Genomic DNA, 14,868 nt, shown 5'->3' with positions numbered 1-14,868 from the left:
TTCATTCCGCCAACAGGTCTGCCTCGATAATATACAGGCGATTACCATCCACGGTATTCGAGTCCAGCATCTTCTGCTCCAGCTCACCGCCCGTGGACCAGGTGGCAAAATCGTCGTCATTAAGCACACCCAGGTGCTGGTTGTCGATCAGCCACAGGCCTTCCATCTTGTCGTGGGGATAGTTGACCTCCGCGACCATATCCACCACCTGGGACTTGCTCACCGGCACGATACCCGCCTCGGCCAATGCGCCCCAACCCTGCTCCAGAGCCACTTCTTCCAGTGTCTTGCCGGAGATAGTCAGCCCCAGGTTGTCATCCTGAGCCAGCTCAACGGTGAGCGGCACGGTTTCCAGATTGGTTCCGGAGGACAAATCGATTCGGTAAACCCGTTTCTGGGCCGCTGGCGCTGCGGCCACCTCACCATTGGGACCGCCGTAGAGGAAGCTTCCATCCCGCTCCAACACCAGAAATTCGTTGGCATTGAGGGCCAGAATCTCGGAGTTCGAATTCTGGGATTTCTCCTGACGATAGAGATACTGGCCGATGTCGCCGGATTCCAGGTTGACGGTAACGATACGGGTAAGGTCCAGATCCTTAACCCCCTTATCGGGGTTGTACATGGTGGACTGCATGATGCCCACCAGAGTGCTCTCATCTGGAGTAATCGCCAGACCTTCCATGCCGCGGTTCGCCCTGCGATTGGCGAATTCCGCCGGCAGGTTCAGGCTGACCCGGTCATCATTGCCAAAGGCATTAATACGCCCGATCTCACGGCCATTACTGTCAAAATGAACGATGTGGGGACCATACTCGTCGCTGATCCAGAAACTGCCATCCGACAGCGCCACCAGTCCTTCCCCGTCCAGCCCGAAGTCATCCAGCCGGAACGGGTTGGTGGCTTCGTCGTAAGGCAGGCTATCATCCACCAGTATCGGTTTGCCGTCAGCATGATAGGGGGTCTCGCCGGTACCACCGAGCGCTGAACTGTTGGGCAAGCCGGTGATCTCGGTACCATCCGGCCTCTTCAACAGGATGTTGCCAACCTGCGTGATCACTCCTTCTGGCTGCACTTCAAACAGACCGATCCGGGGTGTGTAGTCCGGTGTGGGAAATTTCTTTCCCTTACCGTAATCCCCGGTGAATGAGGCATTGGGGCCACGGTCGGTCAAGGCGTAGAAGCGGGTGGGCTCTGACGGGTGGGCGGTCATTGCGGAGCCAAAGCCACCGTTGCGGATCTCAACAGTCTGTTGAGTCTTGCCATCCTGCAGGTCATCCCTCAGTACGCTATAGGGCAGAAACACGCCGTCGGCTGGAAAGCTGTCCAACATCGATGCGGTGCTGTTGGCGTCATCATCGCCACTGCAACCCGCCAACAAGACAGATGATGCCAGCAGGGAAGCCAGGATTCGCGTGTGTTTATCCATATCATGTTTCCTTGTCGTCAGTGGTGATAATCGGCATTACCGACTATGCCCGACCGCAGCCGCCTCACTCTGACTCTGGCAAGGAAACATCCTGTATGTCTGAAGTCAGCTCAAGCGCCAATCGGAAGAGGTCCGAAGCTTAGCGACCTAAGATGACAGCTTGTTTTCATTCGTGTGCCCGGCAGTTTGAATAGATGGTGCAATCCCCCCCTTTTTGTAGTGTTCACCGATGACATGCCACAACATCCCCTGCAGAACCAAAAGCGCCCTATTCCAGGGCAGAACGGGGTTCCATGCAGCTCAGGCGAAACTGTTCGCGACTATTTCGATTGATACCCGCCAAGGGCAGTTGCAGGGTCGTTGAGGTCGAGGCTGGGCTCGCGGCTTTTCAGGCCGCCGTCTTTTCCGATCAGCAGCATTGCCAAAAACCGTCGGCCATTGTGCAAATCAGATCCTCCGTAACGCATCCTCAAGATCCAATTTCCGAAACGTTTGGCGCAACGTCTCTCCGGCCAGGCGCGCTTCCCATTGCCTTCGTTGTTCCAGCACCGAACCGTCTGCAGGCACGGAATCCAGAACAGACAACGCATAACTGCGGAGCAGTTCACTCCGGCACTCGATGACAAGATCGGAAGGCGACGCCGTACCGGTCCCGGAATAGGCAAAGCAGTGCTGGACATTGCGCCTGAGGCTTTCCCGTTCAACCGCTGAGATCTCAACCTCCCGTGCGCCAGTGTCGGGAACCAGTAAAACGTTCACGCCCCGCCCGGTAATAGCCTCGGCGGTCTGCTGCGCGTCACCCGGAACCTGGACGTTCTTGTGGTTTGGCCAGATATCGAACATGCCATAGTCGGCACAGGGGGCCTCTCGCTGGAACGTAAAGAAATCCGGGTAGGCATAAAACTCTGGCCCCCGCTCGCGATAACGATCATAGAACGCCGTGACGTAGGCCATGATGAGCGTCATGGCACCAATCCCATCAAACCGATGAGGGACAAGGATGCCAAGGCGATCTGTATCCCGGAACGACGAAAATATATCCCCGTGCGAAATGGCCTCGCCATCCCGGGTGATGTTGAAATCGGTGCCTCGGAGGGTGCTGCTGTGCATAGTTATGCCTGACGCTTGCGAAAAATAGGCCTATCCCGTTTTCCAGAAGTCTCAGGATAGCTTATTGCTTCAGGATCAAACCGGCAGTTCGATAATCTCACCCACCACACCGTCTTCAGTCACCTGCAACCGCCCTACTGTGATAGGCAGTGTAAAACGCCTGGGCCCGGCACCGCCCGGATTGAAATAGAGCACGTCGTCAATCCATTCATTGCGGGGTTTGTGGGAATGGCCGGCGATCACCACCCGGTAATGGCCTTGCGGATCGAAGTCGAGGGTTTTGACATCGTGGAGCATGTAGAAGGTGTGGCCGAGGAATTCCAGGTCCTGAGTTTCGGGAAGCGTCGCTGCACGGCCTGCTGTATCGATGTTGCCACGAATAGCAACCAAGGGAGCGATGGCCTCCAGTGCTTCCAGAACCTCATCCCGCCCCACGTCACCGGCATGCAGGATCACATCCGAGCCCTCAAGAGCCTCCAGGGCTTCGGGACGCATTTTGCTGTGGGTGTCTGCGATTACCCCGATTTGCATGTTTACGCCTCGTTCAGTCTCTCAGTCGACTTTCCCGGCCCAGCGTATAGCCAGGCAGATAAGGGTTGCTATAGTGAAACAAGCCCGCCTCATTCCCATAGTGGCGAGATCCAGTGCAAAGGTACAACCCATGGCGGGAGTTTCCCATGCCCACTTACACCGTCACGGTCGCGAATCTGTCTCTGTCGGCGCAGCAGAAATCACAGATTGCCGAGACCATCACAGCGGCGCACAGCGCCCAAACCGGCGCACCCCGGTTCTTCGCCCAGGCTCTGTTTTCTGCAGCCAATGAGGGCGACCACTTTGTGGGTGGCAGAATGAACACCGCGCCTCAGGTGTATGTGCACGGCCTGGTGCGGGAGGGCAGAAGCATCGAGATCAAACAGGCCCTGATGAGCCAGATGCTTGAAGAAATCGCCCACATCGTGGACATCACAGCTGAAGATGTCTGGATCTATCTGCAGGACATTCCGGCCACCCAGATGATCGAGTTTGGGCGGTTTCTGCCAGCGCCGGGAGGGGAAGCTGAGTGGGAAAAGGGGATGTCTCCGGAAAAGCGGGGCAGCTTACCCAAATAACCGCAATAATAGATCTGGCCCGGTTTTCCGCGGTTCCGGCTTTGCTGCTAGTAATCGGAACCACCATCTGAGACAAGGACAGCCCAAGCACGATGAACAGCAACTACAAAATCGCTCTACTCATCGACTGTGACAACGTCAGTCACCAATCCATCGAAGGGGTACTCCAGGAACTCGCCAAATACGGGGCTGTGAACGTGCGCCATGCCCACGGAAACTGGAACGGTCCCCGGCTGGGTGGCTGGATCGAAAAGCTCCACGCCAACGCCATCCGGCCGGTTCAGCAATTTGCTTACACGACCGGCAAGAACGCCACCGATGCCTCGATGATCATTGACGCCATGGACCTGCTCTACAGCGGGAACGTCAATGCCTTCGCCCTCATGACCAGTGATTCCGACTTTACGCCCCTGGTGATGCGAATTCTTGAAGCCGGCCTGCCCGTCTTTGGTTTCGGCGAGCGCAAAACCCCCATGCCTTTCGTCAACGCCTGCTCGCAATTCATCTACACGGAGAACCTGCGCGAGGACACCGAGGAACCCGATAGCGTCAGCAACGGTGGAACGCCAAAACCAACTGTGGAAACCAAATGGGGCCGCAATCAACTGAGGGGCGACACTGTACTGGTACGAACTCTACGAACTGCGGTGGAACAGACTGCTGACGATGATGGCTGGGCCCACCTCGGCAAGGTAGGCCAGTACATTTCGAATAACAGTTCCTTCTCACCCGTGAACTACGGGTACAAGAAGCTGAGCGATCTTATCCGAGCCAGTGAACTCTTCGAAATGAGTGTGCGGGATAAAAACGTCCTCCATATCAAAAGCCCAGAAAAATAGGTCTGTTCCGGTTTACAAATTTACCGCGATCAGCTCGAAAAGCTGCCGGAAAATTTACAGATCCTCTGTGCCAGATCCAACCCTTCCACTCGCTCATGCCCTACCCAGAATTGACAATGTATGCGACATTATTGTCTGTTGCTAAGGCGTCAAAACCATAGAATTCGATAACTCTCAGGAATATGGACACGTTTAGGAATGACAAAAAAATTATGTAGGATATTTCTAAAAAATCAGGACACCCATGAGCCCGAATTTGATTTGAAGAAAATACGTGATAGGGAAAAAGAAATTGCCGAGAAAGCTACTAAAGCCTCAAAGAACGATATTGACAACCATTATCATTTGCTGAAAAACCATGAGAACTCAATTGAGACGCGATTAGAGAGCTTCTTAATCTTGCTAACTCGACATCGACGCTACAAAGATACGGAGAAAGGCATCGCTGTGTGGGAAGATTTCAGTGGTGAATTTGTCGGAACCTCGGAAGATCAGAAGCTTTCGAGTTTTTTTTCGCAACACGTCTACTCTATATTGTTGAAAGATAGAGGAACCGAAACTGACTTGGACACCGCAATTCGATTAGCTAGGCATTGTCTAAAACTAGTTCCGGATTATCCTGGAGCTTTACATAGTCTAGCGGGTGGCCTGGTTGATAAGGCTAAGTCAAATGGACAATCAAAAGAAGAAAAAGCAAAACTTCTCAATGAAGCACTGAAAGCCGTAAATACTGCGATCGATTCCGAACCGGGATATCCTAAATATTACTCCACAAGAGCTCGAGTCCATGCTCAGCTTGGGCTTTATGAGAAGGCTGACCAAGATATTCGCCATGCAATAGACCAAGAGGACAGTGGATCGCCTGATTATCCGATCCGTCTAACAAATTATCTCGAGATAAAATCCGAAACAGCGCTATCAAGAGAAATATTAGATATAGAAAGGCAAATAAGTGATGCCACACTATCAGCAGTTAGTGAAGCTAAGAGCTCAAATATTCAAATCTTAACGATATTTATAGCAGTAATTTCTTTGCTAATAGGCGGAATAAGTGTCTCAGCTTCCTATCCATTCATCCATGCCGCTCAATTGATATTTGCTCTCGCCGCTGCACTACTAATTTTCATAAGTGGATTCGGCGTTCTTTATGAGCCCCGATCAAGAATCAAACGATTCCTTTTCGGGTTTGCCATATCTACAATACTAATAGTTATATCTGTTTTTCTTGACAAACTATATGGGATAGCAAATGAAATTAATTTGCCTTGAAAAATTATCTGTCCCTGCTGAACAGAAGAAAGTGAACGAAGACGAACTTTACTTTAGCGAAAGTGTAGCTTTTGTTTTAGATGGTGCAACTGGACTTGGAGAGCCCCTAATACAAAATGAAGAATCTGATGCCTCTTGGTTTGTCAGGAATTTGAAATCTTTTTTAAAAAGCCGTATTACCGATGACGAGCCAGTCGAGGAAAGCCTTTTTTATGCAGTTAAGAAAACCAAAAATTTGTTTAACGCAATAACATCAAAATACAATGTAAAAAAATTCCAAATACCGTCATCTGGCCTTATCCTAGTACATCTAAACAATCACACTCTTAATATTCATAGGCTGGGAGACTGTGAGATCTATTGCCTTCTCGAAGATGGTAAAATATGGAAATTTCCAAATTCTCCGCTTGAATCATTCGACAACCATTCTATTTCTCTTTTGCAAAAAGAAATAGCTTCAGGAAAGCCTTTCCCTGAGGCTCGAAAGGCAATCGCGTCTACTCTTAGGCGTACTCGATCCATGATGAACTCCCCTGGCGGTTATTCAGCTTTGTCTCCGGATCTGAAATATACCGAGTACCTTGAAACAAAAAAAATTGATGCAAAAAGCGTGTCGAAAATTCTTCTCTGCAGTGATGGTTTCTCAATATCATTCAAGCAATATGGGATATGTAAAGTAGAGGAAATTTTATCGAAAAGTGGCCCATCCCTAAAACAAATAATTAATGAAATAAGAAAAATCGAAAATGACGACAAATCTTTATTAAAACACCCGAGATTGAAGCCTCAAGATGACGCAACAGCAATGATAATTGAGGTAGCAAAACCATTTTAAAGATTTTGACTTAGGAAATAACTCTGTCCCAAGTTTCCCAAAACGTGTCTGACGACCAGCCAAGTGCTTCATCAATTGAGGAATTGCGGTCACATTTTCGTTTGCCTGAACGACCAGATGAACATGGTTCGTCATCAGGCAGTAGCTAAATATCTCCAGCTCATAAACCTACTTCCACTCTTGCAGGTTTGCCAGGTAGTACTCGAAATCACGGCGTTCGACGAACACCGGTTGGCGGTTATGGCCGCGTTGGACAATATGGTGGGGAAAACCGGGCACAATCAGCCTGGCCTGTCTTGGCATAAGCACCTCCTTGCTTTTAAACCACAGAATCCGTTCTGTAGGCCGGCAACCAATATAACCGACGCGAGAAGAAAACTAATAGTGGCTCAGACTAGCCCTGAACCTTTAAACAAGCCGTAAAAATAAATCTGTCCCGGTTTTCCCGCTGGCAGTGCCTGTCCTTAATGCTTTGGCCTAATTTTTCCAATCATCAATTAGCCCAACCGGAAGATCATTCACTCCATTAGACCTGTAATGAGCTACTTCAAACCCTACATTTTCATAAGCCACACTAGGTGGAATGTCATTATCTACAAGAATGATCTGACAAAGCTTGCCCTCGGCGTCAAACTCTTCTGCAATATCAATCAAGGCATCAAAAAGATTTTTGTACTTTTCAGGATCCGCCACACCTTCAACATCACTCGAATCCCCTTCAAAGGAACCTTCGGAATCTTCAGGAGTTTTTCCAAGAAACTTACCAACTGTATCAATCATCAGCAAGCCGGGAATATTTGTTTCCTTGCGCAACTTTTGCCTCAAAATCGTTGCAAGATAACCTATAGATGCCACGGTCCTTAGTCCACCCGAATTAATACTTCGATATTCGGTATCCCGAACCCTTGGCAAAAATGTTTTACCATCTATTCCCACGCCAACATGATTATTAATTTTAACTTTCCGGATAAACTTATCTATATCTGTGCTTAGATCCTTAAGCACTTCCTCAAGTGATGGAGCGTTATCCTTGAGTTCGCTTAGGCTCTTTTTAAGCTTTATAATAGTTGCTTCTAAACGACTCGCCTGATCCGCCACCAATTCCTGCTTATTACGAACACGAAGAAAGTGCACTAACTTTTCTCTACGCTCATCTAGCTGAGCCAATTCCTCGACAATTGCGTCCCGCTCCGCTAAGTAAGGCGATACAGATTTAGCCAGTTCCTCATCGATCATCCTCCTTGCCTTATTTCGCTCAGCATACAATTCATCAAGCGTAGAATTCGCAGCATCCAACGAGTTTATATTTTCATCAATTAAGCCTTTAAGGTCTTTCAACCTCCTTTTAATTGATGTTTTCTCGCTTTTTAGTCGTGTCTCGCTAGACATATCAAACTTTTTCGATATCTCACTAATTTCAACAACCGTTTCACAAACTGGGCAACTCGTAGTTTCTTCAATCTCTGCTCCAACAACCTGTTTTGCAGACAACCCAGCATCAATCTTATTGATATCGTTCTCGTAATCGTTGGAAAGCCTAGCGAACCTATCAATATTACGCAAAGCCTCATTTTTAGCCTGCTCATTCTCAGTAATTTTCAAATTGATGGTGTTTAAAGCATCGCTTAAACTATCATATAATTGATTATCGCTTGTGATTCTTGAATTTAAATCTAAAAGTAATTTTTCAAGCCCCTTTCTCGCCTCGTCGACGTTATTTAAATCTCGATCTAAATCATCCAAGCTTTTGAAGTCGGTATCATTCAAAAATCGACTTATTACCGAGTACTGGTTAGAAAGATCTGTCTTTTCTTTTGACTTATTTGCTATATCTGCCTCTAACTCAGAAATCCCAGAGTCAAGTACATTAAAAATATACTTAAAAACCTCCCGATTCTTCACTTCAACAACAGGATTTCCAATATTTAACATTTTCGTACTGCCGACATCATCCTGATCGAGGTACATAAACTTAAATAAGTCTAGAAAACTGAGCCTAGCAACATCAGACGAATCTTTTGAAGGTGCCTGCTTTAGCATTACCGCAGGAAAACCCAATGCTTCAATAAGAAATTCGGAGAGGCTTTTGTTTTCTTCGTCAGACTGAGAAACGCTGGATTTATATTTATCGGGGAAAGACCTCGATATATCGGAGTACGCACATGAGTACACGTCAACGTCTCGTCCGGAATTAAAAATATCCCTACTAATGCAGTATGGATTGCCATTGATACTAATTTCTAAGACTGCGCACTTCACAGACGACGTTATTTCTTTATCCAGCTTTATTTGCTTCCCACCGAGCAGGTAGTACACCAGTCTAAGGATGCTAGACTTACCTGTATCGGCATCGCCGTATATTATGTTGACACCAGGATGGAAGGGAACCCAATAATCTTTTCGATGCCCATTTAAAATCAAATTTTTTAGAAGCAACCCTGACGAGAGATCCACTTTTTAACCCCTAACTAAAACTGACTTTATATAGCCATTAATTTTATTTGGCGAATAAGACTGGAATGCAGAAATCCTTTCTATAAAACCTCGAACCTTTTCAAAATAACTTCCCTCTAGCTTACTAGCCGCAATATGACCTTCATAAGTTAAGTTAAAAAAGTAACCATCTGTTTTTGAGTAGCCTGCGTCCATATAATCTTTGGACGAAAGAATTTTTATCATTTGCAAAATGCGCTGTCGATCGAAAAGCTCATCTATATTTAGCGAAATCGTCTCTACTGTATAATAGTCAACCTCATCTATGGCGAGACTAGTCTTTCCAGCCAGAACAAGAACGCTATTCAAAAAGTCCGGCCTACTAGCCAAAAAGTAGAACGATTGCAATTTATCGATAGTCAAAACCTTTTTCCCCTTTTTCGTTTCTGCAAGGGCAGAAATTACTAAAAGAAGAATGCCTAAACAGTAAAAAACTTCCCGCTCTGGCTGGACATATGGAAGCTTATTCATCTCTTCTCGCCTTCAATAAGTCACGAAGGGACTCTATGGAACCATCCTTCACCCACCAAATATCCTCATTTTCTTCGTTAGCTAATTGATGCAGCATCCCCTGTTTATGGATGGCGTTTAAAAACAAAAGGAACGATTCAAGAAATCCCTTATCCTGTTTTATTATATTATCATGCACATCAGATAGTAGAAGTCCGGAATTCGGTATTCCGTCATGCAGATACTTAGTGTAACTGTTTTGATATATCTTTCGTATCTTCGAATAAAGTTCAGCTAAACGCTTTTGATCGGCTTCGCCCCTGAAGAACTTTCTTATATATTCAGCATTCAGGAACGCTTCTTTAGCTTCTCTTATTGAGACCTTGTGTATATCAGCCGAGATCAACTTTAAGACGAATAACTCATCGTCAAACTCAGATTCATCTTCTAGTTTTTTTATCACAGGGTCTAATACCCCAAGATCTTCGGCGTCAAAATCAAGCACCGAGTGCCTCACCGCAATAAATGTTGTGGCACTTTTATCTTCCGGCTTTGTAATACTAGTGTGATCTTCATCAAGCGATATTGCATCCGATTTTTCTTTATCTATCGGCACAGCGCTTGTTTTTTTTACAACCGTGTCGTGTACTCCATAAAAGTACTTGGTAGTCGGTCTTATGTTGGACCTTAGCCATTCATCATTAACTTTATGGATAAACTCATTTAGAGGGGAAAGCTCTTCGATTTGCAAGTTATCACTAAATAACTTTCCAAAAGTTGCAGCGTCAGCACCCTGATGAGGAACGGCTAAAGATATAAACAGCTTAATTCTAGAAGGGATCTTTTCCTCTATATCACTAATTATCGCACTCTTCGTAACCAAACCACCCATGCTATGAGCAACTACAACAATATTTTCGTATTGCTGAAGCCTAAACCTTATTTCCGTTCGCAAAAGATTACCGATTTCCTCAATACTGACATTTTTAGCCAGCTTCCCATGCGAAGAACCAAAAATACGCTTCATGAGCGTTTGCGCCATTCCTGCCTTTGCAAAAAGATTTAGCAACTTAGTGAAATACGAAAAATATGCCACGTCGAATCTTTCGGATATCTCAGTATCGTCACGAAACAGCTCAGGAAATGACGCCGAGTTGCTCTGACTCCACGTTTCTCGGCCACCACAGAATCCATGCACGAACAGAATCAGATTGGTTTTATTGCTTTGTGAGACAAACTCTATCATTAGAAACTGCTCTTATTTATATAATTAGCTTTCATTTTCACAACACACCGGCATTCTTCTCGCTCTATATCATTGATTAATTCTAATCGATTGTCGAAAAAATGACACAGTCATTGTTCTTCTCATGCCTATTCTTATAAATCGCTATAGCGGTTTCCAAAGTACTCCCCACGAAACCCGACCTTAGCCCGCATCCGATAATTAACACACTCAACCATATGCCGATCTGACCGCCAGTTATCACACCCCTCCGGCGCGACATAGCTCTCAACAAATGCCCTCTCAAACGCCTGCTCCCGTTCACGCTCCAACCGCGCTAGACGAACCCGCTCCGCAGCCTCCCGCTCGATTCTTAAAGCTTCCTGCCGAGCCTCCTGCTTCCTCTCCAGCGCCAACTGCTGCTCACGCGCCTTGGCCTGAGCAATCTGAACACTTCGGGCCGCCTCGCTGTTTTCTGGCTTATCCGTACTCGTCCAGTAAAAAGCGGACAACGCCAGTACACAGATAACGAATAACGGCTTTACCAGCCATCCATCGCGCCGCTGCCGTCTTTGCCCAAAGGGGGAGTCCTCCCAGTCAGCCGCCAAGCCAGCCTCACCCTGCTTTTGCTCAACAATCCCTTGAACATGCTTCACATGCTCCCGATGTGTCCGCCAGGTAGGCTTTAGCCGCCCAAGTGCAATCTCTTCAACCAGGGTTTGAACCTGCACGGTGGTGAGAACAACGCTGGTGTGGGATTTGATAAACCGAATGAACCCAAGCCCCTGGGTGACGTTGTCTGGCATGGGCGTCTTGAACGTGCTGTCGCCAACAAACACCACCAACGAACAGATCTGATCGTCAGTCAGCCCCAAGCGGCTCTGGACGGTTTTGAGGTGTTTGTAGTTCTGGTGCAACGGGTTCTGGAATTTCTGAGAATGCCGGAAAATCTTCTGGGTCCAATACCGCTGCTTCGCCCCACCAAAGATCCACCCCTTCATATTCTTGGTCTCCACCACAAACACCCCATACGGAGACACAATCAAATGATCAATCTGGGTGGTCCCGTCCTCAGTGGGCAGAGTGACATTGCGAATAAGGTGATAGGTCTTGCGGTCGAGGAGGAAGTGCGCCGACAGGTTTACGATGGCCTCCCCAACTTGCCCTTTGAACCAAGGCGACTTGATCACCGCTGCCAGAACGAACAGTGGAATCAGATACCAAAGGGCGCCCAACAGAGGCTGAAAAAGCGGGGAGAAGTCCATCCGTCATCCTTAACAGCGGGTGTATCCGTTACTTATAGCTACACACTAGCCTAATCTTGAGCATACTGCCTACCCGGTGGACGTAAATTTTAGTAAACCAGATACAGAAAAAGCCGCCCGGTTGCCCGGGCGGCTTTTTGGTTTTCTGCGGTCAGTTTTCGGGTATCAGGCAGCAGCCAGATACGCTCCGGCTGCCGCCAGCACTGCACCGATGCCACGGCTGAAGCGGCTGTCTGCTTTCAGCATCAGGGCGCCCAGGCCACGGCCTACGAGGGTGATGGCGAGAGTGGCGATGGAGAAGCCGGTGAGGTAAGCGGCCAGGGTGCTGCCTTCGGGCATTTCGGCGCCGTGTGCGAAGCCGTGGAACAGCATGAAGGCGCCGACCAGGGTGCCGCCGACGGCGGTGGGCAGTTTTGCCAGGGTGGCGATGAGGATGCCGGCGACCAGTACCGAGAAGGTGATGCCGGTTTCAACGCCCGGCAGGCTCAGGCCGCCCCAGGCGAGTGCGGCGCCGAGGATCATGCCGCCGATTACGAAGGCCGGTGTGGCGTTTTTCATGGTTTTGCTTTGGCGCACGCTCCAGAAGCCGATGGCGGCCATGGCCAGCAGGTGGTCCAGGCCGAACATGGGGTGCAGCAGGCCGCTGGTGAAGCCGCCGGTGCCGTGGCCGGTGTGAGCCATGGCGGCGGTGGAGGTGGCCAGCAGGGCGGCGGTGGTAAGCAGTTTGGATGTCAGTTTCATGGTCTTCTCCTGGTGGTTCTCAATGCGTTCTGGTTCGGTCGCTCAGGCGGTGGTGGCCTGTTTGCCGGGCCGGCGCTCGGGCAGCATGCCGCGTTCAAGGATGAAGGAGATGATTTCCTCCAGCCCTACTCCGTCGTACAGGTTGGTGAACACGAACGGGCGCTCGCCCCGCATTTTCTTGCTGTCCCGCTCCATCACGTCGAGTGAGGCGTGTACCTGGTCGGCGATGTCGATTTTGTTGATGATCAGCAGGTCCGATTTGGTGATGCCGGGGCCGCCCTTGCGGGGAATCTTGTCGCCGGCGGAGACGTCGATCACGTACAGGGTGAGGTCGCTCAGTTCCGGGCTGAAGGTGGCGGAGAGGTTGTCACCGCCGGATTCCACCAGGACCAGTTCGAGGTTCGGGTGGCGGCTTTGCAGATCGTCGATGGCGGCGAGGTTCATGGAGGCGTCCTCGCGGATGGCGGTATGGGGGCAGCCGCCGGTTTCCACGCCCAGGATGCGGTCGGCTTCCAGCGCTTCGTGGCGCAGGAGGAAGTCGGCGTCTTCCCGTGTGTAGATGTCGTTGGTGACCACGGCGATGTCGTAGTGCTCCCGCAGGGCTTTGCACAACTGGCGCAGCAAGGCGGTTTTGCCAGACCCCACCGGGCCGCCGACGCCTACTCTCAGGCAATGTGTCATGGTGTTTCTCCTCTTAATACTTCTCTGAACTTTTAAATCCTTTGGAGGTCGGCAAGCAGCAAGGGCGGTTTGAAAAACGCTTCAAGCACATCCCTGTGCGCTTGGGCTCCGCCATCCCTGGCTCCGCACATTTTCAAACCGCCCTTGCCGCTCGCCTCCCCCGTCATCGGTGTGGCCTCTCAACTCCTGAAAAGCCGTGAATACTGTGTTTCATGCAACGCGCTGCCCAGCGCCAGGCCGGGCAGTACCGGGCCGAGTTCGCTGTCTTCCCGTGCCAGCGCGGTGTCCACGGCGGCGACCAGTTGGGGCCGCAGTTTTTCCGTGATGCGCTGGGCGGCGGTGTGGCCCAGGGGCAGCGCCTTGCAGGCAACCGCCAGTTGGTTTTCCAGCCAGGCCCAGGCGAAGCCGAGCAGTGTCTGGCGCACCGGTACCCGCCGTTTGTGGGCAGCCCAGGCGAACATGGTGATGTAACCCGGTTCCTGCGGTATCAGCGATTGCTGCGGCAGCAGGTCCAGGTTGCCCAGCAGGGTGACGAGTGCCGCGCCAAGGCGGGTGTCTTCGTCACTCAGTTCGGCGGTTTCCCGGGTGGCGTGCAGCCAGTCGTTCCAGTGGGCCAGCGCCGGTTTGTCGCTCTCTGCCCAGGCCGTCTGCAGGCGCACCAGCAGGGGCAGTTCGCAGCGGCTCAGGCCGTCTTCCAGTACGCCTTCGATCCATTCGGCCAGTTCGGCTTCGTTGTTCACCCAGCCCAGTTCGAAGGCGCTTTCCAACCCTTGTGACCAGGCAAACGCGCCGATGGGCAGTGCCGGGCTGACCAGTTGCATCAGGCCCAGCAGAGCCAGGTCGCCGCCCTGGGCAGCGCTGGCGTCAGTGGCTGTGTGAGTGACTGTGGTCATGGCTGTGGCCGTGATCATGGTCGTGTGAATGGGAGTGGCTGTGGCTATGGGAATGGCCCGCCTGGGTATAGGCGCCGGGTTCCGGGTCGAACGGCGCGGTGTGGTGTACCACGGTGGCGCCCAGGCGTTCGGCCAGTTCTTCCAGTACGTGATCCGGCGGGAAGCGTACGTAGCTGCCGTCGTCGTCCTGGCCGATGGCAAGGGTGACGTGCCGGTTGCCCAGGTGGTAGCACAGGCGCGCCAGCGGCAGGCCGTCGTCGATGCGGGCGGTGACCACCTGTTCCACGGCGGCGCGGATACGGAAGACTTCGCCGGTGGCGGCTTCGAGCAGGTCGCCGTCGCGCAGTACGGGGCCACGGTTCAGGAACAGGCCCACGTCCAGCCCGGTTTCGGAGGTGGTACGCAGGCGGCCGCGGATGCGCAGTTCGTACGGCAGCACCAGGTTGTCGTGGATTTCGCTGGCGTCCACGTGGGTGATGCGTTTGGTGAGTTCAAACATGTCGTTCTCCGTTGTCCGGCTCAGTGCTGTATC

The 14,868-nt window shown here is 50.5% G+C and carries 17 protein-coding genes; 4 read left to right on the top strand and 13 right to left on the bottom strand.

Annotated features, from left to right (window positions below):
• Window position 1: 1 nt before the first annotated feature.
• The 3 genes from HNR38_RS11890 to HNR38_RS11880 form a co-directional block, all read right to left on the bottom strand.
• On the bottom strand, window positions 2-1,426 hold the full coding sequence (locus HNR38_RS11890; RefSeq protein WP_183704440.1) for an esterase-like activity of phytase family protein: 1,425 nt from the start codon (window positions 1,424-1,426) through the stop codon (window positions 2-4).
• Between the two features lie 447 nt (window positions 1,427-1,873).
• Window positions 1,874-2,536: a hypothetical protein gene (locus HNR38_RS11885; protein ID WP_183704438.1), complete on the bottom strand. Its 663-nt coding sequence runs from the start codon at window positions 2,534-2,536 to the stop codon at window positions 1,874-1,876.
• Between the two features lie 75 nt (window positions 2,537-2,611).
• Window positions 2,612-3,067 carry a metallophosphoesterase family protein gene (locus HNR38_RS11880; RefSeq protein WP_183704436.1) on the bottom strand — a complete coding sequence of 152 codons (456 nt, stop codon included), beginning with the start codon at window positions 3,065-3,067 and terminating at the stop codon, window positions 2,612-2,614.
• Between the two features lie 146 nt (window positions 3,068-3,213).
• Here HNR38_RS11880 and HNR38_RS11875 point away from each other — a divergent pair, with 146 nt between their 5' ends.
• The 4 genes from HNR38_RS11875 to HNR38_RS11860 all read left to right on the top strand — a co-directional run bounded on the left by HNR38_RS11875 (window position 3,214) and on the right by HNR38_RS11860 (window position 6,588).
• The gene (locus HNR38_RS11875) at window positions 3,214-3,645 is read left to right on the top strand and encodes a tautomerase family protein (RefSeq protein WP_183704434.1); all 432 of its coding nucleotides are present in this window, start codon (window positions 3,214-3,216) and stop codon (window positions 3,643-3,645) included.
• Window positions 3,646-3,737: 92 nt separating this feature from the next.
• Window positions 3,738-4,484, top strand: a complete 747-nt coding sequence (locus HNR38_RS11870) for an NYN domain-containing protein (RefSeq protein ID WP_183704432.1) — start codon at window positions 3,738-3,740, stop codon at window positions 4,482-4,484.
• Window positions 4,485-4,682: 198 nt separating this feature from the next.
• Window positions 4,683-5,753: a tetratricopeptide repeat protein gene (locus tag HNR38_RS11865; RefSeq protein WP_183704430.1), complete on the top strand. Its 1,071-nt coding sequence runs from the start codon at window positions 4,683-4,685 to the stop codon at window positions 5,751-5,753.
• Window positions 5,734-6,588: a protein phosphatase 2C domain-containing protein gene (locus tag HNR38_RS11860; protein WP_183704428.1), complete on the top strand. Its 855-nt coding sequence runs from the start codon at window positions 5,734-5,736 to the stop codon at window positions 6,586-6,588. The genes HNR38_RS11865 and HNR38_RS11860 overlap by 20 nt, the downstream gene beginning before the upstream one ends.
• On the opposite strand, the gene HNR38_RS17620 is transcribed toward HNR38_RS11860, so the two are convergent.
• From HNR38_RS17620 to ureE, 10 genes are all read right to left on the bottom strand, one after another.
• Window positions 6,517-6,741, bottom strand: a complete 225-nt coding sequence (locus HNR38_RS17620) for a hypothetical protein (protein ID WP_379919199.1) — start codon at window positions 6,739-6,741, stop codon at window positions 6,517-6,519. The two genes, HNR38_RS11860 and HNR38_RS17620, sit on opposite strands and share 72 nt — an antisense overlap.
• A gap of 15 nt (window positions 6,742-6,756) precedes the next feature.
• On the bottom strand, window positions 6,757-6,891 hold the full coding sequence (locus HNR38_RS17515; RefSeq protein WP_281380415.1) for a hypothetical protein: 135 nt from the start codon (window positions 6,889-6,891) through the stop codon (window positions 6,757-6,759).
• A gap of 174 nt (window positions 6,892-7,065) precedes the next feature.
• Complete coding sequence (locus tag HNR38_RS11850; protein ID WP_183704426.1) at window positions 7,066-9,042, bottom strand: AAA family ATPase; 1,977 nt, start codon at window positions 9,040-9,042, stop codon at window positions 7,066-7,068.
• A 3-nt stretch (window positions 9,043-9,045) separates the two neighbouring features.
• The gene (locus HNR38_RS11845) at window positions 9,046-9,552 is read right to left on the bottom strand and encodes an ABC-three component system middle component 4 (RefSeq protein WP_183704424.1); all 507 of its coding nucleotides are present in this window, start codon (window positions 9,550-9,552) and stop codon (window positions 9,046-9,048) included.
• Complete coding sequence (locus HNR38_RS11840; protein ID WP_183704422.1) at window positions 9,545-10,777, bottom strand: ABC-three component system protein; 1,233 nt, start codon at window positions 10,775-10,777, stop codon at window positions 9,545-9,547. Before HNR38_RS11840 ends, HNR38_RS11845 begins: the two co-directional genes overlap by 8 nt.
• A gap of 134 nt (window positions 10,778-10,911) precedes the next feature.
• Window positions 10,912-12,021, bottom strand: coding sequence for a nuclease-related domain-containing protein (locus HNR38_RS11835; protein WP_183704420.1), 1,110 nt, complete (start codon window positions 12,019-12,021; stop codon window positions 10,912-10,914).
• Between the two features lie 165 nt (window positions 12,022-12,186).
• Entirely contained in the window at window positions 12,187-12,762 is a 576-nt protein-coding gene (locus HNR38_RS11830; protein ID WP_183704418.1) for a HupE/UreJ family protein, read from the bottom strand.
• Between the two features lie 42 nt (window positions 12,763-12,804).
• A complete protein-coding gene (gene ureG / locus HNR38_RS11825; RefSeq protein WP_183704416.1) occupies window positions 12,805-13,443 on the bottom strand; it encodes an urease accessory protein UreG in 639 nt (212 codons plus the stop codon).
• Between the two features lie 179 nt (window positions 13,444-13,622).
• Window positions 13,623-14,336 (bottom strand): urease accessory protein UreF, encoded by a 714-nt coding sequence (locus tag HNR38_RS11820; protein WP_183704414.1) that lies wholly within the window; start codon window positions 14,334-14,336, stop codon window positions 13,623-13,625.
• A complete protein-coding gene (gene ureE, locus HNR38_RS11815; RefSeq protein WP_183704412.1) occupies window positions 14,308-14,835 on the bottom strand; it encodes an urease accessory protein UreE in 528 nt (175 codons plus the stop codon). The genes HNR38_RS11820 and ureE overlap by 29 nt, the downstream gene beginning before the upstream one ends.
• Between the last annotated feature and the right edge of the window lie 33 nt (window positions 14,836-14,868).

This window comes from Marinobacter oulmenensis (assembly GCF_014201735.1).
Classification (GTDB): Bacteria; Pseudomonadota; Gammaproteobacteria; order Pseudomonadales; family Oleiphilaceae; genus Marinobacter; species Marinobacter oulmenensis.
The sequence above is the reverse complement of the archived record's forward strand: the minus strand, read 5'-3'. Positions and strand labels throughout refer to the sequence as shown.